The organism is Pseudoalteromonas sp. AOP31-A2-14, assembly GCF_052378035.1.
In the GTDB taxonomy this organism is placed as follows: domain Bacteria; phylum Pseudomonadota; class Gammaproteobacteria; order Enterobacterales; family Alteromonadaceae; genus Pseudoalteromonas.
In genome coordinates, this window is sequence record NZ_JBQSXI010000002.1 from 41,446 (window position 1) to 62,040 (window position 20,595).

Here is a 20,595-nt window from a genome sequence, read left to right on the forward strand (position 1 = left end):
GGTGTCCAAAACTATTGGTTCAGATCATAATATAGCTAGCCACTCATCCAGGTCTATTTGTGACCAGTCTATTTCTGCTATTTTATCAAGAGGCACACCGGCGCAACTAGGCTCCAATGCTGTTCCAAAGTCCAAACCTAGTTGTGGGCGTACTTGCTCCTGTATTATCCTTGATAACGGAGAGTTAAAGCAGCAATACGCTTGATGCTTCTCAACACAGACACCAAGCGCTTTTGATTCGCAATATGATCCAACGTAAGTACAACTATCTGTCGCTCTCTTTGCGTTCATTTCAAGCTCCTCTGGTTCACATGCGTAAACCATTTGAATAACTGCAATTGCAACTACGTAGGCAGTGTAGACGTTCATAGCCCCCTTTAGCATTGACGCTGCTTGTTTTGCCATTTCCTCGGATGCTTGTTTTGCTGCTTTGTTAGCTGCGGCTGATGCAGCTGCTTCCGTACTTTTATCCTCTATAAAGTTGCTCATTATTTCTTGGAGCATTTCTTGAGCTTTTTCCTTTAGCTGATCCATAAGCTCATCTTTTAACTCTTCAATTGGAGAGAAAAAATCACCTACTGCACCTGAAATGTTATCCATGTAACTCGTAAATGGAGATGATACGTCTGACCAAGCATTCATAACCGGCTCGCGCAAACTTTGATAAGAGCTTTTAATTATGTTGTCTTTGCCAAGCGATAATATGGCCCCATCCAACTTTGGTACTTGGCTAATCATCATCAAATAATCCGACATATTTATATTCTTTGGCTTTTCACAGCAATCTGAAACTCCACCAACCGCTATTTTGCAAGTACCAGCCTTTCCTGCAAAAGCAGAGCAACCTAAGTCTATGTTTTCATCGCCACCCTCTTCAGTGGCCCCGCCAGTACACTCCATATCCTGTGTCATGAACTGAGCTGCATTTAATAAAGCGGTTGCTTTAGCAAAGTTATCTGCTTGATTTTGGGTTGCGTTAGGATCAAGGCAGTCATCTCCCATACACCTAATGGGGCCAGAGCATTGGTATTCGGTATTCTTTTCTACGGTTTCAGCTGTTACAGTACTACCACAATCCCATACTTCTTCTTTTACGTAGCAAGCTCCAGACTTACCCGCCGCACCATCAACACAGGTAGAGCTTATAAAGCCACATTGAGGATTATCTTCAAATTCAGTACATGTGTTTAAAATATTACCCTCGTTGTGGGGGCATTGCTCATTGCCGTGAATATCAATCCAACAATCCATTTATTTTTAGGTCCAATGCTCAGCAAATCAAAAACATGGGTTTAGGTCCAATGCTCAGCAAATCAAAAACATGGGAATATGAAAATGAGTACAGATCTATTTTCAACCCAAATCATGAGAGAGACATAAAATCACACATCGAATTAACTCAAAATATCGACCTCTTAAAAGGCCTTGAGTTAAAACATGATTGTGAGTGCTTATCTTTAGAAGAAGATGAAATAACAGATATATATTTTGGCGTAAACATGCCAGATGAGCATAAGAAAGAAATAAAAAGGCAAGTAAAAAAGGGGCCATTTACTCCTGAATTTTGGACAGCATCTATTTCAGACAAAGATTATAAGATGCTATTTCACCGATACAAATAAATAATTAAATTGGAATACGAATTAATGGAAATACCAAACATCCTTGTAAAAGACGCAGCAGACCAGTTTAAGAAAGCCTGTAGGCAGTGGAAGAGGTAGAAGAAGGCGTCGTATTACCTCTTATTAATTTGGCAACTGTAGCGATCGAACTTTACTTAAAGTCACTTTCGGCTGATGAAGTTAGAACACCTATTGATAGTGGGAGCTCCTGTATTGAAGAGCTTTATGCGAAAGCAAAAAGCGTAGGTGGAAATGGTCACGGCTTAATGAAGCGTCTGGAAGTGATTCCAGAAGCCTTCCAAAAACGATTGATATCCGCTTACAAAGCTGAATTCGGTGGATGCATTAAAGCTGTTCTGAGTCAATTTGAAGGAGCCTTTCAGGCAAGCAGATACCCGTACGAAAAGGGCAACGATTTCGGTAACTTTACCATCGACGATTTAATTAATATGACAAATTTCTTGAGCCACTTCGTTGAGCTTGAGAGCAATTGAAAATCAAGAGCGCCCACAAACCTAATTGGAAAATAGGAGTAACCGCAAAGCATGAATAGCTTAAAAATATATCTGATCATGGCTGTGGTAGCTGCAACTAGCAGCGCTATTACTTATCACCTAACCAAACCTTCAGGTCTAGTTATACAAAAACCTGAAATGCTAGAGCTAGTTATTAATAAAAGGATGGTAAAAGATTACTGTGCAAAATATCTTCTTATTGATGTTAGAAAGAAATCAGAAGCCAAGGGCGAAGTTGCACAAGTTAAAATTAAAAATATTGATGGTTTAGGTGTTTCGATAGATGAAATGTATTGCGTTGCTAATGTTGATGTTTTGATTTTAAAGAACGACACAAATGTAATCACTACAACAGATGAAACATACTATTATGGCTTGTCAAATAGTCGAGACCTTACACTTAATGAGTTAACTAAAAAAGATATTGAATCAGTATTTGAACATTATGCTGAAAGCAATTAGTCATAATATTGGTGATTGGAATAGCTATTGGATAGATGCAGCGTCAGCTCTGCGTATGTCAGATGACAGATGACAGTATAATCGTGCTTGATCCTGTTAATAAAGACGTCATTGAACAAGGTGTTAAAACCTATGTAGGCGGTAACTGTACGGTTTCATTAATGCTGCTTGCTTTAGGTGGTTTATTTGAGCAAGACTTAATTGAATGGGTAAGCCCTATGACTTACCAAGCAGCTTCAGGTGCCGGCGCTCGTAATATGAAAGAGCTTATTGCTCAAATGGGCTCTATTCACGCAAGCGTTGCAGATAAGCTTGCCGACCCGCAAGCGGCCATTTTAGAAATAGACAAGCTTGTAACTGAGCAAATTGCATCAAGCGAGCTACCTCAAGATCAATTTGGCGTACCGTTAGCAGGCAGCTTAATTCCGTGGATTGATGTGCCTATGCCATCAGGGCAATCGAAAGAGGAATGGAAAGCGCAAGTTGAAGCAAATCTTAGCGTCGCATAACGAATGGGTTAAAGTCGTACCCAATGAACGTGATATCACCGCGACAGACTTAACACCCGTTAAAGTTACAGGCACATTGAATATCCCAATTGGTCGAATTCGTAAATTATCTATGGGCCCTGAGTACATCAGTGCGTTTACCGTGGGTGACCAATTACTATGGGGTGCTGCAGAGCCACTTCGTCGTATGCTACGCATTATTGTTGAAGGCTAAATGAGATTATATTTGAGCAAAAAACTTTGCTCAAATATTCTATAAAGGCTCTTTTACAGAGCCTTTACATCATTGTTTTACAGACCTTGTGTTTATTTTTGTTCAATGGGCAAATATTACACATTGGTGTATTAGGTAATTTATGCCGTAAACAACACATAATACGTGGGTACTCACTATTTTTAAGTCTAATTTTGCGACATAAAGGGTGTGGCAAAGTAGCGTCTTTAGCGAGTAATAATGTGTCTTTACTAAATAACTGGGTTAGTAAATTAAATTTAAATTCTTGAGCTAACGGCATCTCTGACAAATACCAATAAAAACAGTACGCAACATGACTATAAAATAACTTTTCTGACCCCGGCGACAGGGTACTTAGTTGTTTCACAATAGGGTTTATCAGCTTAACAAGTAACCGCTCTAGCAATGTGATGGGTAACTCAGTCGGTCTTTGAATTTGATCTTCTCTAAGTACTAAATAGAAACATTCTACTCGCCCCGTTTGATGATAAGTCCAATGCCAGTTTTTAAGGTTCATCGCAGCATGCAATACACTCGCTTGGCTTTTTAATGCGTATTCTAATAGTGGCGGAAGCAAAAAGCCGAAAAACCATTGGCCCCACATAGAATGTAATGCGCTAAAGTCGATTGATTCTTGTTGCTGTTGTTGATAGCTCTTAGAAAAAGTAACGAGTGCTTCTGTATAATGCGGTTTATTTAACCGTTGTGATAATGGTTGGCAGTTTTTGGGGAGAGGTTGATGTGGCTCAATAATTTTAAAATGCTGACTATAAAATGGAGCCTGTCGCTCCAGTAAAGAGTTTAGCTCAGTGGTATCGTGTAACGCCATGTATGTTTGTACTTTCATTATGCTGGGGTGGAAGTTTCTTCACAAAATTGCGTCTTTAAAGTGTATTTTATGCCGCCTCATACAGAGGCGGCATAATAGCAATTCGCAATAATGTCGAGTTACTTAGAAACTATATTGAGCAGTGATGCTAAAGTTTCGTGGTGCGCCATATTGAAACTGGTTATAAAAGCCTAATTGGCTGTAATAACGTTTATCGAATGCGTTGTCTAAATTAGCGCGCAATGTTAGTTGATCGTTTACATTGTATCTTGCCATTAATCGAACAAGCCCATAACTTTGCTGGCTAACCTCCACTGAGCTTCTATCTGGCTTAGTAACATCTCTGTGGATCTCACTTTGCCAATTAACACCAGCACCCAGTTGTAAGCCATTTACCCAGTTATCTAATTCATAGGTAGTGAAGAGCTTTACTTGATGTTTTGGGCTGGTGGTTGTTATTTTTTCACCATCAGGGTCTTCTGTTTCAAATTGACTATAACCAAAATAGACGTTCCATTGCTCATTGATTGAACCATTGGCTTCAAATTCGAATCCTTGTGTTTTAGTGCCATCAATACCGCGGTATATAGGAACCGTTGTTCCTGGTAAGGTTTCTCCCGTTGCTTCACCAACGTTATCTTGACGGATCTCAAACACCGAGAGTGAGGTGTCTAACGCTTCTTCAAATAAGCTGGCTTTAATACCTGCTTCATAGTTTTTTCCTTTAACAGGATCGAGGTAACTGCCATCAGCTTGCACTCTACTTTGTGGTGTAAAAATATCTGTGTAGTTGGCATACAGTGATACATTTTGCCCAATAGCATAGGTGGCGCCGACATAGCTGGTAAATTCATTATCAACTTCGTAATCATGAATGGTGCCAAAATTATCTTGGTCAGTTTCCCAATTATCAATACGCCCACCTATTACCATAGAAAGTGAGTCGGTTAACTCAATATCAGAGGCAAGGTATATTGCTTGTTGTTTTGTTTCTCCCCATGAGCCATACAGAACTTCATCGCTCCATGTAGGGGTCGGATATGTAAAACCTTTATCTCTAAAGTCACCTAAAGGTAGAGCCTCATCTAAAGAGCCATAATATGGATTGGCAAACTCTTGCTTCTGTTGATTTGCGCCAATTAGAATTTGTTGTGAGCGGTCAAAGAGGGTAAAGTGACCCGTTAATTTTAAGTCGAATGTATGTTGGGTTCGATTACCGTCAATAAATGCCAATGAGCCAGGTATCATACCTTCGTTGGTTATTGGATCTGGGTTACCTGTAGCCCATAACACATCAAATTCTAAATCGTTATCGCCATAGATGTAGCTTGCTTTGAGTTGCCAGTCATCACTAAAATTATGTTCAATCGTAGCAAAGCTATTCAACGCTTTGGTTTTGGATGACGCCCAACGTGGGGCTGTTGATATATGATGGCTGTAGTTAGTTCTATTGCCTTGGTTGTCGAATAACGGTAATCCGCCTGACATTGTGCCTTCAGGTTTAGTGTCTTGGTAGTCAGCACCTAACGTCAGTAATGTATTACGACCTATATCTGCTTCGATAATACCGTATAGGGTTTGTCGTTGCTGCTCGTAACGATGCTGATAGCTTTCACGATCTTGATACGCTACGACGACTCGACCTCGTACGCTTGCGTCTTGATTTAAGCCTCCCGATAAATCAACAATACCGCGTAACTGTTGCCATGAACCTGTACTTAGGCTTACGCTTGCTTGAAACTCTTCTGTCGGACGCTTACGAACTAAATTAATCGCAGCCGACGGGCTACCCGACCCCAGCATCAAACCTGTTGCACCGCGAACAACTTCTATGCGCTGATAAATTGCGCTATCCATCAAGTTGTCACCATAGTTAAAGCGAGTATCGTAGGTTGTTGCCACTCCGTCATATAAAATACTGCTTACGCCAATACCACGGGCGCTGATTGAATAGCGGTCGTTGTCAGAAGGTCGGGTATTAATCCCTGTTACGCTGCTCATCACTTCAATAACTGAGTTTAGTTGTTGATCTTTCATCGCTTGCTCAGTTACGACTGTGGTTGATTGTGGTGTTTCTAGAAATGACAATTCTAAACCCGTTGCTGTACTCATTTGCTCAACTTTATAGCCTCGGGCATTGCTTTGTTCACCAACGACTGTGAGTACTTCCATATCGCTATGCTTTTTTTGCTCGGCCTGTAAAGATTGGCTAAATATCGCTAAACAAGAAAGTGCGACAGGCGTGAGTTTAAAGTAGTTAGTCTTTTTCATTTTTATTCGTAGTCCTATTACGTATATAAATAGTGAGGCCTATGCTTAGGCCATTGTTATGTCATGTTGAAAGTCATGACTAGTTGCAAAATCATGCAGTGGGTTTTTGATATCCCCAGCAAAACGGAGATTTTTCTCTCTATCTTCAAGGTCAATCATCTGCTGATTATTATTCAATTGAATACGGTTTAAGCAGGTACGCGTAAAGCGAGCCTTAAATAAGTTGTAACGTGTATATTTTTCGGAAAATTGCGGTTTTTCATGCTGATACTGATAAACTTTATCAGCGACTAATTGCCAAAAACCATGTTCAGTTAAACAATTTTGTGCATCAAGCTGAGGTGCGATAAAGCGGAAAATACAGTCGAAAATATCCAGTAGTATATAGTTTAATTTCATGTCCTCTTCTAGGCACACCGCTAAGTTAGCAACATGACCAGGTAAAGGTGAATTGCCGTTTAGTATCGCGACTTCCTCACCGATATCTTTCATTAAAATGGTAACTGGTTGGTGTTCTTCTAAAACGAGGATCAGGTTTTCACCATGGGGCATAAACACTAAATCATACGCAAAGAACGCATGTAATAGAGGTTGTAAATAAAGATCCATTAATTTGCTTACCCACTCATTTGCAGTGAGTTGAGAGGTATTAATTAGTTCAACTAGTAAGCTATTTTGTTGGCTGTCTTGATGTAGTAAGGCAGCTAATGTCAGAAGTTGTTGGTTTTCTTTAACTAACGGTTCTCCCTGAAACGTTAAACTGAAAGGGCTTTCTCGCCAAAGTGCACTGAGCATTTTTTTATAAGGCGTATCTTTTTCTAAAGCTTGCTCGTAATATTTATGGTGATAACCAATTGCTACGGTTTCTCTTAAAACGATAAAGCGATTTTTAGCAAAGTATGGGTCGCTGTTCACAAGCTCAGCAACAAAGGTGTTTATTTCGGGCGTTCGGCTCATGTAATAAGGAGATAACCCGCGCATAAAGCCCATGTTCAATATAGACAACGCCGTTTTCACATAGCAACGCTTGTTGTTATCTAAGTTGAAGAATGTGCGAATCGACTGTTGGACCTGATAATCGTCTTCACTGTGACCAAGATAAACAAGTTGCTTACGAGCAAGATCAGCAGCAAAAATTCGGCTAATCTTTTCGCGCCACTGCCAAGGATGTACGGGCATAAAGTAATAGTCCTCAGCTTTTTTATCATGCTCAGCAATCATGTTATTAAATGCTGCAACTTGCTGGCAGCCTAATTCACTTTCAATAAAACGTTCGTAATTAAGCTCTTCAATCATTGCTAGGCTTGTGTTTACCCGCGCAACAGCTAACCAGACTAATTTCATTGGTTGACCACTTTCAGGTGTAAGAGCGTGGCAGTCATCCATATCAAAGCCAATACGACCATTGTTAGCAACAAATACAGGGTGGCCTTCAGTCATGGCCGCTTCAATTTGCTGATAGTCGCAATTTACCAGCTCTGAAACGGATTTATTTTGATGAAGCAATTTAAATGCTTTACTGTATAAAGTGCTGGTGATTTCCTCTAAATAAGTTGGTAAGAGGCTATCGGTAATACCTAAACGATCTTTTAGGGCAATAATGAGTGTTACTGCATCTAAATCTTGGATAGTGCCATCTAGTTTGCAGACAATTGATTCTGGCTGAATATGTAGGTGATCTAGTTGATAGCGGCGAGCACTAAAGTCATAACTTAAAAGCCCTTGGTTGCTCTCTAAGAATAACTGAAATTGCTGCACTGTTTGTTTTTTATGTTCTTTTGCAGCAATAGGTTCTATTAGTTTTTCATGGCTAAACTCACACAGTATTTTGGCGACTAAATGTTGATTAGCACCTTGCCATAAATATTCAGATAAATGTTGAGGGAATGAATTTTTAATGATTTCCATAATTAGTCTCCTTGTGTTGTTGCTGCTTCAAAGCTTGCTAGGTCAGCAAAACCTAGCCATGCATCTTTGTGTGTAAGGCGAACGATATGACTGCTCTGAATACCTATTTTTTTATTTAGCTTATGTACTTTTTGATTATTAATGTCAGGCTCGACAACTAATCGAGTAAAACCTAATTTAGATAAGATGAGTTTTGCTGTTGCTGTGATAGCACGCCGACTAAAACCACTTTGCGGGGTGATTACGGGGGCAAGTAAAAGGTGCATGCCACAATCACCTGGGTGGGTTTCAAAATGTTTACCGATTTCGCCAAACTGCGGTTCATACAATTCAATAAAAAAAGCAGGGGTCGCATCTTGATAAGCTATAAGTGCTAGTTTGTGAGATGCGGGAGCAAGTTCACTTTGGCGTTGCTCTGCATTCATGTGTTGCATTCCCCAAAAGTGGGCATAATCTTGAGCAAGCCAGCTATTTAACAAGGAGAAGTGGTTCTGTGTTTGGTAAATGTAAAAACGAAAGTCATCAATAGCGAAGGCGTCCGTGTTTATTCTTGCTTGGCACTGGCTAGCGAAGCTTTTACTGACCTCTGCGTGGTTACAACTGTTCACATAGCCTCCTGTGACATTGAAGCAGTTTTACTACGTGAGGGCGCAAAGCAGCCCTCTGTTTTAGGAATGCCAAACTGTTGGAAGGCGATGCGTTCTTCAATGCTGTAAGGCGCTTTACCTAATACTTGTTTTAATATGATGGCATTGCGATAACACGCCATTCCGAGATCTGGCGCTGTTAGTCCATGGCTGTTGAGGCCTAGGTTTTGTGCAAAAATACGACCTTGCTCATCAATGTTATAGGTACGTTTTACTTGTAACTCGCCGTTCTCATCGAAGTTTAATTTATGACGTAATGGTTCAATGAAGTTGGGTAACTGATATTGATAGCCTGTCGCCATTACAAGTGCATTAGTATTAAAGCTAAAATCTTGCTCTAGCTCGTTATGTTGGCATGAGAGGGCAAGTTTTTGGCCTTCTTGTTTAATGTTCGTTAATGAGGTATTCGTTAAAAGCTCGACTGAGAAATCGCAATTCAGTTTCTTTTGATAGAGCAAATCGTAAATATCGTTAATGAGCTCTGAATTAATTCCTTTATAAAGCGACTTTTGTGAGTGGATAAGTTGTTGTCGCTTTGCACTTGGTAAATTATGGAAGTAATCAATATACTCAGGCGATGTCATTTCGAGAGTAAGCTTGGTGTACTCTAAAGGAAAAAACCGCGGTGAACGCGTCAACCAGCGTAATTGGTAGCCAAATTTATCAATATCTAGCAGTAAATCATGGAAAATCTCAGCTGCACTCTGACCACTGCCAACAATAGTAACGTCAGATTTACTTTGTAACATTGCTTTGTTATTAAGGTACTGTGAAGAGTGAGTTATGTGCTTATCGGTCGGGCAAAATTCAGGTAGCCAAGGTTGGGTACCAGTACCAAGCACTAAATGTTTACAATAAAAATCTTGCACCTTGCCAGTCACTTTATCTTTGCCAGAGACACGATAACAGTCGAGCTGTTGCTCGTATTCAAGGTTTTCTACGTGAAAATTAAACTTGAGATTATTTAACTGGCGGCACACCCACTGGCAATACTGATTATATTCCTGGCGCGGTAAAAAGAAGTTTTCGCGAATATAAAACGAATACAATTTACCAGTCTGCTTAGCAAAATTTAAGTAACTGAACTGACTTGTCGGGTCTGCCATCGTCACTAAATCTGACATAAAAGGGGTTTGCAGACTCGCAGAGTCTAATAACATACCTGGGTGCCAATCAAATTTAGGGCGACTGTCAACAAATAGCGTCTTCAAATCTGAAAGTGGCGAAGAAAGCGCTGCTAAGCTTAAATTAAACGGGCCAACACCTATTCCGATTAAATCATAAATTTCTGGTTTCATTGTCTTTTCCTTAAGCTGTGCACAGTTGTTTGCTTTTGCAGTCGACCACATATTGTTCGCCAATTTTGCAAATTTCATTCAATACGTCGTCTATGCTGTCTATCGATGCGTGAGGGTTTAATAGTAAGCGCGCATTTAAGCAGTGCGCTTAGCTATAATCGAAGTCTAGCTGCACATTCCACGGCATTAGGTCGGTAAAATCATCATCACCCACATCTCGATTCGGCAACGTTTTAAATAAATGCACAAAGTAGTAATACGGATTGATGTCATTAGCACGACACGTCATCACAATACTATAAAGTATCGCGCTGGCCTGAGCACCATTAACCGATTTTGAGAATAGCCAGTTTTTTCTACCAGTGGTAAACGGCCGAATATCTCGCTCAGTAATATTATTATCAATCCCTAGTTCGCCATCTTCACTATACCGCATTAATTTCGGCCATTGATTAAGCGTGTATTTTATCGCTTTGCCAATATAACTCCCCGCCGTTACTTTACCTTCGGCTTCATCAAGCCACGCTTTAAAGTGCATTAATATGGGTAAGGCTTTTTCTTGTCGTAACTGATACCGCGCTTGAGGAGATAACTGTTTGTTTTTAGCGTGGGTTTCCAGTTTATATAATTGGCTGATAAAGCTGATGGCTTTATGCGCTCGACCTTTGTTTTTCGACTCTGCTTTTAAGGCATCGTTATATTTGCGTCTAGCGTGTGCCCAGCAACCAACAGGGGTAATGCCTTCAATACCGTCATAAACACGGTAACCGTCGCACTGTAAATAGCCTTGATAACCGGCAAGAAATTCTTTTGCGCAAGCGCGACTTCGACCTGCTTGGTAATCGTAAATCACGACAGGCTCACGGCTGACCTCATTGCTGCGATAAACCCACATGTAGGAATTGCTGCTAGGGTTGTCACCTTCATCTAAGACTTGTGTACGGGTTTCATCGGCACATAAACTGTGCTCACTAAGCAAGTGACGTTGCATGGCTGCCACTAAGGGGCTGATTAGCAGGCCCGCTTTAATACACCAATTAGCTAATGTTCCGCGCGATAGTTCAAGGCCGCCACGGCCCAGTATGTCAACGAAACGATAAAGCGGTAAGGCATCGCAGTATTTGCCCGTAACAACCGCCGATAACGCTTCTGGACTCGCAATGCTGCCAGGAATAGGCTGCTTGGGTTTAGGCGCGGTGATTATTTTACTGGCCAATTGTTCATGCTCGCAATGTCTGCAAGCATATTTAAATTGTTTGTGCTTAATGACACTGACTTTCGCCGGAATAATCTTCACTTGCTCGCTGTCTTCACTACCACATTGATGTAGTTGTTCACCGCAACACTGACACGTTAACTCGGTTAAGGTGTGCTCAACCTCTTCTCGTTCAAAGTGCTCAGCCAGTATTTGTTTACCTTTCTTATGGTGTTTAGGCGGCTCAGTCGTTTTATGCTGCTCCGCTTCATTGAAGGTGCCCCGTGGGGCTTTTTCACTTTTTTTACCGTATTTTTGGGATTTACTTAACTTAAGCTCAGCAAGCAAGTGGTCAATCCGCGATTGCATTTCAACCTTATCTTCTTGCAGTGAAATTTTATCTTTTTCTAAGCCATCAAGCTTAGCCTGCATAAGTGCAAGCTGATTTTGTAGTTCGGTGATGAGAATAGTGTCTGGCATTTTAATAGCATGACACATGGGAAAGATCGTTCAAGTAAAAAAAACGATCTGGTTAATTTACATCACTGATAACCCTGATAAAGTTGAGTGGCGGGTTTTATTATTTACCGGTAAGCCAGATAATAACCATTGTAACTGCCGTTGTTCAATCCCCATGGCTACGTGTGCTTGAGCATGATTTGGCCATTGAAATCGTCCTTGCTCTAAGCGACGATAATAAAGCCAAAAACCATTGGTATCCCAAAACAAAATTTTTAATTTATCGCGTTGTTTATTACAAAAAACGAACCACGCTTGGCTTAAAGGATCGAGAGATAGGGTATCGCTGACAATAATACTTAACCCATTGATTGATTTTCGCATGTCGGTGAATCCCGTGACCAAGTAAACTTGGTGGGTGCAAGGTGTCACAGTACGCTCAATAATTTGGCTAGCGTTTGGTTAGCTAATGTCGACTCGAAGTCTATTTGATAGCCGTTTGGTGTGGTGAGTTTAATGATTGAAGGTTGCGTAAAGGCTTGCTCATGAATAACAAACGGGATCACCTGTTGCTTTTTAACCCTTATCGTTTCGTCAGAAAGGCGTTTACGCCAAACATAGAAAGTCGATGCGTTAATGTTGTTATCACGACAAAATTGAATGATGGCTAAACCACTCGATTTTTGCTGCTCAAAAATGCCTTGCCAGTGTTTTATTTTTTGCTGTTTATTCATAATTACCTCAGGTTAATATGCTGAGTAAATTATGCATAGGTAGCATTAATATTGGTATGTGGGTTTAATTGCGCGCTTACGAATAAACCCCATGGAACTTTCCAATCACTTCCCAAATAACTATCTATCTGGGATTGTGATGCATATTTCCACGAAGGCAGCTTATACATAACTATTACAGGGGATTGATAGGAGAACTCCCTATATTTCTGGGATTGTGATGCGTATTTCCACTAAAATAGCTCATACATAGCTATTACAGAGGATTGATAGGAGCATTCCCTTTATTTCTGGGATTGTAATGCATATCTCCACAAAAATAGCTTATACATAGCTATTGCAGGGATAAATTGGAGCATTCCCTATTTATCTGGGATTGTGATGCATATTTCCACAAAAATAACTTATACATAGAGCATATGGCTCCCAACTCATTGAAATAGGTTTCATGGAAAGATTATAAAGCCATTACGACAGAAGAAGAGACGTTACTAGAGTTGGAACGGTTTGCAGAGAAATGGGACAATCAAAATACGTTATTTAATTACCCTGAGGCGATAAGAAAAGCCATTTAAACAACGGATGCCATTGAATCACTCAACAGCGTTATTCGCCGAGCGATTAAAAACCGTAAGCTATTTCCAAATGACGACTCTGCAAGAAAAATGATTATTCAGCAATAAAAGAGGCATCAAAAAATGGACGGATACCAATACGAGACTGGCGGTTTTATCATTGAATTTGAGGAACACCTCAGTAAACATATTTAAAATCTAAAAACGGGCAGTTACACAGAATCCGTTACAGACTCATAACTTTCCAATAAAAAATGCCACTTGCTCTAAGGTAAGTGGCATTAAAATCACTCTACACTTTTTAAATAGTATCGATTTATGCTAACTAGTCGCTCTCACATTCTCTCCACTCATCATCATCAAATAAGCTTGATTGGTTAGCTGTGCGCCATATTTCATATACAAAAGTGATCTCAGGAATTTCTTTAATTCTGAATGAAAAATGAAATCCTTCTGATGCCTCTTTGTTTCCAACACACGTTACCGCAGGTAATACAGTTTTAAACTCAACTGACTCACCTTTGCCAATAACTTGCCCTTGCATTAAGTTTTCAAAGCGAGGTGTTAAGCTTTCTAAATCACCATTGATATGACTAACATGTAGATTTTCGATGGTGTAATCTGCATCTGTTGCAGTTAATGACCACCTTACATAACCTTCTTCAAGGAAAGGCTTAGAGCTTGCATAAAAGTCATTAGCAAATGGAGGGATATTTTCATATGGTAATGGCTGCCATAAGCTTTCATTATTGTCATTTAAACTGCGTAAACGAACACCTTTAGCCTCAGCTATTGGGTCAACTTTTACTACAAAATCGTACTGTGGAGCATCATCAATTAAGTCTGTTGCAGAGTATCTGAATGTGTACGTTCCTGGTTTAGTAAATACTTGACCTCGGGTGTTAGAGCAATCGGCCTCACTTGGGCTACTGGTAAACTCGCCGCCTTCAGGTGTACTGATCAGCTCTTCATGCGTGAATACTTCATCACCATCGGCATCAATTGTCACCGGGCGATGCAATAACGACATACATGTTAGAATTTGATAATAGTCTTCACCCGGCCTTAAACGCCCCCAGTTACGTGCCCATACTACTGAGCGTATCTCTGGTGTTGTGTTGGTTAATTTAGCTAAACCATCATCTTGCGCATATGTTTTGGCAAATAAGCCACGGTCATCTTCTACAATCAAACGTGCAGTGTAAGAACCTGGCACATCGGTGATCACTTTTGCACGGCGATACTCTTGGCTCTCTGGCTCGATCACGGCTTCAATTGTGGCGTTACTGCCATCGGGTTTATCTGTTAGCTCCCAGTGAAAGGTAATTGGGTCATCATTAGGATCGCTACTTGAAGCATCAAATACTAACGCATCACCAACCAATACTGATTTTGATTGTGCATTAACGCCACTTGTTGAAGGTTGGCCGTTAACGTTACCTACTTTTGCTTCCATCGTGGCATCAAGTGACATTTGATTTTCACCGTCAGAAATCACCATTCGAACTAAATAAGTACCTGCTATATCTAACTTTTGGATTTTTTTACCCATCGGTTTCCAAGAGCCTATATCAACAAGCTCAGCTAAACTACCTTCAGGTTTTTCAACAAGTGTCGCGTCGATAATTTGCAGCGCTTCACCTTCTGGATCATAACCAGTAAAGTTAAACTCGGCGCGAAGACCAACTTCTTGTTCACCAATACTGTAAGACGGATAATAACCAGTTGCTGATAACTCACCAATAGGTGCCGCATTGGTTGTCGCTTCAGGGTTTTTATTGACTGTGACGGTTATTTCTTTTTCTTCACTTTTTCGCGTGCCATCAAATACAAATAGCATTATTTTATAATTTGCTACAGCTTGTGGAGTAAAACGCACTTTGGCGGTTGTTGCACCGTCAAGTTTTGGCAAGGGTACATTATCAGGCTCCGTTGGGCTATAACCCCATTGCCAGCGATATTGCAGTTGCTCACCTTCTGGATCAATACTCGATGAGGCATCAAGTACGGCTTCTTCACCTAAAATAATAGTAATGTCATCTGCTTTAGCAACTGGTGGTGCATTACCCTCTGCCACACTAACCGTAACATTAACGGGCTCACTGGCAATGCCATTATAAGTCACTATAAATTGCAGTTTGTAATCACCGGCTAAATCAACAAATAAAGTACTTTGACTTTGATCTGCATTGTTTAAATAGCCCGTACTATCTGTTGGCTTTTCAATAAGCTCCCATTGGTATTCTAATGAGCCGGTTTCACCAGTCGGTGTTACGCTTTGACTACCATCAAGACCAATGCTATCAGTGCCCAAATTTACACTATAAATTGACTCAGTAATTGCAATTGGATACGGGCTGGTTGCAGTGAGCGTAAAACGAACAGCTTCGCTGTTTTTGGTGCCATCGTTTACGATTAAGCTCACTACATATACACCGGGGAAATCAGCTGTAAATTCAGTTATTGCACTGTCTGCACTGGTAATATCTGAGTTACTTGCAGCTGGTCGCTCAATAAGCTGCCACGTGTAAGTTAAGCTAGTACCTTCGGCATGGGTACTTGTATCAGCATTGAGTGTTACTTGTACCGCGCCAGCTTCTAATGAAAATATTTGTTCCGTGGGCGATTGTAACTCAATGACAGCGATTGGCTTTTGCTGCGGGACTTGCACTTCGGTGTCGGCTTTTTTATCACTACTGCCGCCACAGGCCGACATAGTGAGCGAAAGCCCGATGATAGCGATTACGCCAAATATTTTTTTCATGCTTTTATTCTCCTGTCTGATAGGTGTTATCAGTTAAAATTGTAAGGTTAAGCTCAGTCGTGCTGTTCTTCCTGGTGCAGGTACTAAACCCAAGCTCAAGGCATCGAGGTAATAACGATCGGTGACATTGTCTACGGTGAAATCGAGTGTCGTATCATCGTTAAATTTATAACTGGCATAGATATCCAGCAGGTTATAACTGTGCCAAAGGACGGGTTCATTAAACCCTGTTGGAGCGTTGTAACGAGGGATTGAGTTACGTTGCCCCATGAAAGTGCCTCTTAGTCCCGCTTCTAACCGCTGTTCAAATAAACGCACACCAAGGTGAGCACTTGCATGCCAATTTGGCGGGATCATGTTGTTTATATAACTCTCAGGTAGGCCCCAATCATTACAGTAGTAACGTACGTAACTCCCTACATTGCACACTTCAATATGGGTGTAATGCGTACCGCTTAATTCTACAAGCCAGTATTTTGTGTCGTAGCTAAAATTAAGTTCCCAGCCATTTAGATCAAGACTGTCGATATTTCGCATTCGGAAGAAGTCAAAGCCACCTTGCTTTTGCTCCCATGCATTTGGCTGGGTGCGGGTTAAGTAGTCCTCAATGTGGTTTTGGAAATACGCGAGCTTGAAACCCACTTTATAATCATTGGCCAGTAATGAGTCGTTTAAATAATTTAGGCCAACTTCTTGATTAGTTGCATGTTCAGGTTCTAAGGGGATATCTAATACAGGGCTTACAGACCAGCCTGAGGTGCTTTCAAATAAACTCGGCATGCGCAATGCTTCGCTATGGCGAAGGTAAAACTGTAATCCTTTAAATGCTTGCCATTTTATAGCGACTAACGGCGCAGTACCTGAATGACTATTTTCATATTGCACTTCTAAGCAACCACCTGCATCGTCAGATATGCAGGCGGGATCATTCGTGTTTATAGCAAGAGGATTGTTGTCTTTAGAAGAAAAATGAGTAAAACGTAAACCGGCTTCTAGTGACCATGCTGATGCAAATTGCCAATCTACTGCACTAAAAGCGCTGAACTCTTTACGCCACCCGCTGCGCGAACCCACATAAAAACCTTCAGTTTCAGGGGTGTTAGTGTCCATGTTTTCATACTGTCCAGCAAAGCCATAACTTAGTTCTAATTCGCCTGCTGAGTAAAACATCATGCTATTACTTATATCAGTTCCAAAGCGTTGATAGTCATCACTGCGAGCAACATTATCAGCAATATCTACTGAGCCAACACCTGGGGTATTTAACTGAGTAAGTGCATCGGTATGCCAAATATTGGCTTTAAAATCAGCCCAGTCATATTTAATTGGCTGCCAACGGTATCGCAATGTGTAAGTTTGATTGGTTACTTCGCTATCAAGCCATTGTCTTGCCTGACCAAAAGAACGTATTTGTGAAGGCATCATTTCGCCATACGCGCTGTTATAACGTATATAGCTCATTTCTAGACTTTGATCATCGGGCAGCAGTACATTACTTTTTAACAGCCAAGATTCACTCGAAAAGTTAGTATTGGGGATACGCTCATTAGCACGAAAACGTGACGCGCCTTGCATTGATACTTGCGTTTCAGTGTACCAAGCAAGTTTGTCTGGCTCGCCGTAAATGACCTCTGGTGCAGGGCCATTACTGCCTGCATAGTAGTTACCTTGCTCTCTTTTTGCATAGGCGCCAATAAGGTCGCCCCATTCAAAATGTTTCGCTGCTGCAAAACTACCGGCATAACTCCTAAATTTAAATAAGCTTGGTCTATCCATGCCTTCATCAGGTGCAAAGCGCTCTGGCATTAAATATTGATCGCTACAGTAGCTCGAAAACCGACATTCGGAGCGGTACGCATTACGTGCTAAATAATAACCCGCATAAGTCCCAGGATCGGGTGCATTTGAGCTATTTCCAATGGCGCTAACACGCAATCGATAGCCCGTTAACTCGCCTTCTTTTACAATATCATCGGCGCTTAATGTGCTTACACTCACTAAGCCACCCGTCGCGCCGGTGCCATCAGCACTCATTACCGGGCCTTTACTAATTTTAAGTGTTCCGATTAAGTCAGGGTCAATGTAGCTACGACTTGACACCCCAGAGTAACCGCGATAAACCGTGGTTTCTTGGCGGCTGCCGTCGATCACCACAGGTACTCTACCTTGTCCTTGCATACCTCTAATATTTATATCGAGACCACCAGAGTTGCGGTTTTCACTGATCAATACACCCGGCGTGCCCTGAAAAATATCGCCAACACTGGTTCCTCTAAAACGTTGAATATCTTGCTGAGTGATCAAGTTTACTGAGGCAGCTTCGGTGTAGGTTTGATCTTTTAGATCAACGTTACGGCTTTGCACATTAATAGTATTTAGGGTTATTAAATCTTGTTGGTTTTTTTCCTGTACTAACCATGCACGACTACTAATTGGTAAGGCCTGTAAGTCAGTATTTTGTAATAGCGTCAACAATGCTGATTCAGTGCTGTATTGACCTAACATTGCAGTAACTGAAAAACCACGTACAGTCCGCTCTTCAAATGACAGCGTTACACCGGCTTGGCGCGAAAATAATCTAAGTACATCCCCTAGTTCGCCCCCGGGTAGATCAAAATTGATCATTTTTATTTGTGATGTCGCTGTTGCTTGTTCAGCTAAACTTGCAGTGGGTGTGATAACCAACAAACAAGTTACAACGGATAATAAGTGTAGTGCAGCGCGGGGCATGAATGATTTCCTATTTCTTTAATGCATACTTATATGACGCATGAAAATAGAAACCCCGTAAGGTTAAATGATAATTATCTTATATTTTTATATAACTCTATTGAACTGGGTAACTAATTGAATAATTAAGGCCGTATTTCAGCCCACCAACGAGTCATGTAATGCACTTTAGCGCGAGCAGTGCGAGCAAGAGTTGTTAAAATGAGGTTAGTATCATTTAATTGAAACACCCCAGATACTAAGTAATCATCTAAATTTGGCGCACATTTTATAAACCCACGGTGATAACGTGATAACTCCGCTAAAAAATGCTTTATGGGCATGTTCCGCACAGAAAGAAGCCCTTCGGTCCAACTACTGTAATCAAATATATGATTATCTAACTGCTGCACTGAATTTGAGGTTATTTTATAAAGCGCTCCTGCATTCATTACTTGGTTAGTGAGGAATAATCGAATGGGCGCGGAAAAAATTGCGACACTCCTCGAACATTACTTAAACAGAAATTAAATACAGTAAGGAGAATAACATGAGTCTAGAGAAGTCGTTATGGCTCGGTGGAACTGATAACCCCCAAGCTAAGATGAGGCTGTTCTGTTTTCCAGCCGCTGGTGGTGGAACGTTGGCTTTTCGAGGATGGGCTGAGCAACTTCCTGAGCATATTGAGTTGCGTCCCATCAGATTGCCTGGAAGGGAGATGCGGATTGGTGAAAGCTGTTTTGATGAAGCGATAACTGCGGCGCGGGCTTTGGCTTCTGGATTGCAAACATATCTAGATAAGCCTTTTGCTTTTTTTGGTCATAGCATGGGAGCACTATTGGCTTTTGAATTGACACGAGAATTGCGCAGGCGAGGTGATCCGATGCCATTGACGTTACTGATATCCGGGCGGCGTGCACCTCAGTCTCCTCTACCCAGAGAGTATTTTCATACGTTGCCAGATGAACAATTTATAGACACTTTACGAACTAACTATGCAGGGGGAACTTCTGAAGCTGTGCTTCAAGAAGCTCAGCTAATGGCCCTTCTCATGCCAACAATCCGATCTGATTTTGCTTTAACCGATACTTACACTTATGCGCCTGAAGCCCCTCTTAGTTGTCCAATTTACGCTTTTGGTGGTGAGGATGAACGCGAATTTGAAGAAGCAGAACTTGATGCTTGGCGTCAAGAAACGACAAGTAACTTTTCTATGAGAATGTTCTCCGGAGGGCACTTTTATCTCAATCAACCTAGTCAATCAGAATTACTCCATTGTATTGGCGATGTGCTGGAAACCCACCTTGAGCTCCATAGATAAGCTACTTCTAAAAACTTTTGCTCCACAGTTACGGGTAAAACGGTTAGAAGTGTTTTCATTATCGGTAGTCAGTGAAATTTATAACTCATCATGTGGCTAAAGCGATGTATGAAATACTAAGAAACAGCCAAGGTTAGAAAAGAAGGATAATTTTGTGAAATCTATGAAAAGCCCGTCAGAATGCGAAAGCCTTAAGGATATTCGCGATGGTATTGATTCCATTGATCACGAGATCATTAAACTGTTGGGAGAGCGCATGGAATATGTGCTATCCGCAGCGCGTTTTAAGCCAAACCAAGCAAGTATTCCAGCCCCTGACCGAGTCGCTGAAATGTTGCTAGAACGTCGACAGTGGGCACTGCAACATAAGTTACCTGCTGATTACATAGAGTCGTTATATCACGAAATAATTCAGTGGTATATCGCTCAGCAAACGCAATATTGGCGAACCAAACACAGTATCACCACAGGTAACAAAGGAACACATAAACTGGGTAACGGTTAACTTGCGTAACTTTAGCGCCACTGCTATCAGGCTCTTT

17 protein-coding genes and 2 pseudogenes are annotated in these 20,595 nt (G+C 41.1%); 7 read left to right on the forward strand and 12 right to left on the reverse strand.

Features of this window, described 5'->3' with window-relative positions; translation table 11 throughout:
- Positions 1–24: 24 nt before the first annotated feature.
- Positions 25–1,251 (reverse strand): conjugal transfer protein TraN, encoded by a 1,227-nt coding sequence (gene traN / locus ACT3S9_RS16045; protein ID WP_441995234.1) that lies wholly within the window; start codon positions 1,249–1,251, stop codon positions 25–27.
- Between the two features lie 50 nt (positions 1,252–1,301).
- Between traN and ACT3S9_RS16050 the strand changes: the two genes are divergently transcribed.
- From ACT3S9_RS16050 to ACT3S9_RS16065, 4 genes and pseudogenes are all read left to right on the forward strand, one after another.
- On the forward strand, positions 1,302–1,622 hold the full coding sequence (locus ACT3S9_RS16050; protein ID WP_444751116.1) for a hypothetical protein: 321 nt from the start codon (positions 1,302–1,304) through the stop codon (positions 1,620–1,622).
- An 86-nt stretch (positions 1,623–1,708) separates the two neighbouring features.
- Positions 1,709–2,116: a hypothetical protein gene (locus ACT3S9_RS16055; RefSeq protein ID WP_193039147.1), complete on the forward strand. Its 408-nt coding sequence runs from the start codon at positions 1,709–1,711 to the stop codon at positions 2,114–2,116.
- 51 nt (positions 2,117–2,167) lie between these two features.
- A complete protein-coding gene (locus tag ACT3S9_RS16060) occupies positions 2,168–2,599 on the forward strand; it encodes a hypothetical protein (RefSeq protein WP_193039146.1) in 432 nt (143 codons plus the stop codon).
- A 16-nt stretch (positions 2,600–2,615) separates the two neighbouring features.
- A pseudogene (locus ACT3S9_RS16065) lies at positions 2,616–3,322 on the forward strand (aspartate-semialdehyde dehydrogenase); the annotation flags it as partial.
- A 64-nt stretch (positions 3,323–3,386) separates the two neighbouring features.
- On the opposite strand, the gene fhuF reads toward ACT3S9_RS16065, so the two are convergent.
- From fhuF to tnpA, 8 genes are all read right to left on the reverse strand, one after another.
- Positions 3,387–4,190: a siderophore-iron reductase FhuF gene (gene fhuF / locus ACT3S9_RS16070; RefSeq protein WP_444751117.1), complete on the reverse strand. Its 804-nt coding sequence runs from the start codon at positions 4,188–4,190 to the stop codon at positions 3,387–3,389.
- A gap of 105 nt (positions 4,191–4,295) precedes the next feature.
- Positions 4,296–6,443 (reverse strand): TonB-dependent siderophore receptor, encoded by a 2,148-nt coding sequence (locus ACT3S9_RS16075; protein ID WP_444751118.1) that lies wholly within the window; start codon positions 6,441–6,443, stop codon positions 4,296–4,298.
- 45 nt (positions 6,444–6,488) lie between these two features.
- Positions 6,489–8,351: an IucA/IucC family protein gene (locus ACT3S9_RS16080; protein ID WP_192532721.1), complete on the reverse strand. Its 1,863-nt coding sequence runs from the start codon at positions 8,349–8,351 to the stop codon at positions 6,489–6,491.
- Between the two features lie 2 nt (positions 8,352–8,353).
- Positions 8,354–8,959 carry a GNAT family N-acetyltransferase gene (locus ACT3S9_RS16085; RefSeq protein ID WP_192532720.1) on the reverse strand — a complete coding sequence of 202 codons (606 nt, stop codon included), beginning with the start codon at positions 8,957–8,959 and terminating at the stop codon, positions 8,354–8,356.
- Complete coding sequence (locus ACT3S9_RS16090) at positions 8,956–10,296, reverse strand: lysine N(6)-hydroxylase/L-ornithine N(5)-oxygenase family protein (protein ID WP_192532719.1); 1,341 nt, start codon at positions 10,294–10,296, stop codon at positions 8,956–8,958. The genes ACT3S9_RS16085 and ACT3S9_RS16090 overlap by 4 nt, the downstream gene beginning before the upstream one ends.
- Positions 10,297–10,444: 148 nt before the next feature.
- The gene (gene tnpC / locus ACT3S9_RS16095) at positions 10,445–11,989 is read right to left on the reverse strand and encodes an IS66 family transposase (protein WP_443490041.1); all 1,545 of its coding nucleotides are present in this window, start codon (positions 11,987–11,989) and stop codon (positions 10,445–10,447) included.
- Between the two features lie 39 nt (positions 11,990–12,028).
- A complete protein-coding gene (gene tnpB / locus ACT3S9_RS16100; RefSeq protein ID WP_024605589.1) occupies positions 12,029–12,382 on the reverse strand; it encodes an IS66 family insertion sequence element accessory protein TnpB in 354 nt (117 codons plus the stop codon).
- On the reverse strand, positions 12,379–12,684 hold the full coding sequence (tnpA, locus tag ACT3S9_RS16105; RefSeq protein WP_443489032.1) for an IS66 family insertion sequence element accessory protein TnpA: 306 nt from the start codon (positions 12,682–12,684) through the stop codon (positions 12,379–12,381). The genes tnpB and tnpA overlap by 4 nt, the downstream gene beginning before the upstream one ends.
- A gap of 404 nt (positions 12,685–13,088) precedes the next feature.
- On the opposite strand from tnpA, the pseudogene ACT3S9_RS16110 reads away from it, so the two are divergent.
- Positions 13,089–13,454, forward strand: a pseudogene (locus ACT3S9_RS16110) (transposase); the annotation flags it as partial.
- A gap of 130 nt (positions 13,455–13,584) precedes the next feature.
- Here ACT3S9_RS16110 and ACT3S9_RS16115 read toward each other — a convergent pair.
- From ACT3S9_RS16115 to ACT3S9_RS16125, 3 genes are all read right to left on the reverse strand, one after another.
- Positions 13,585–16,023 (reverse strand): hypothetical protein, encoded by a 2,439-nt coding sequence (locus ACT3S9_RS16115; RefSeq protein WP_444751119.1) that lies wholly within the window; start codon positions 16,021–16,023, stop codon positions 13,585–13,587.
- 33 nt (positions 16,024–16,056) lie between these two features.
- Entirely contained in the window at positions 16,057–18,753 is a 2,697-nt protein-coding gene (locus tag ACT3S9_RS16120; RefSeq protein WP_192532255.1) for a TonB-dependent receptor, read from the reverse strand.
- Between the two features lie 125 nt (positions 18,754–18,878).
- A complete protein-coding gene (locus tag ACT3S9_RS16125) occupies positions 18,879–19,184 on the reverse strand; it encodes a hypothetical protein (RefSeq protein ID WP_444751120.1) in 306 nt (101 codons plus the stop codon).
- 98 nt (positions 19,185–19,282) lie between these two features.
- Here ACT3S9_RS16125 and ACT3S9_RS16130 point away from each other — a divergent pair, with 98 nt between their 5' ends.
- Both ACT3S9_RS16130 and ACT3S9_RS16135 read left to right on the forward strand, forming a co-directional pair.
- Positions 19,283–20,053 carry a thioesterase II family protein gene (locus ACT3S9_RS16130; protein ID WP_192540196.1) on the forward strand — a complete coding sequence of 257 codons (771 nt, stop codon included), beginning with the start codon at positions 19,283–19,285 and terminating at the stop codon, positions 20,051–20,053.
- 163 nt (positions 20,054–20,216) lie between these two features.
- On the forward strand, positions 20,217–20,558 hold the full coding sequence (locus tag ACT3S9_RS16135; protein ID WP_192540238.1) for an isochorismate lyase: 342 nt from the start codon (positions 20,217–20,219) through the stop codon (positions 20,556–20,558).
- Positions 20,559–20,595: the final 37 nt, after the last annotated feature.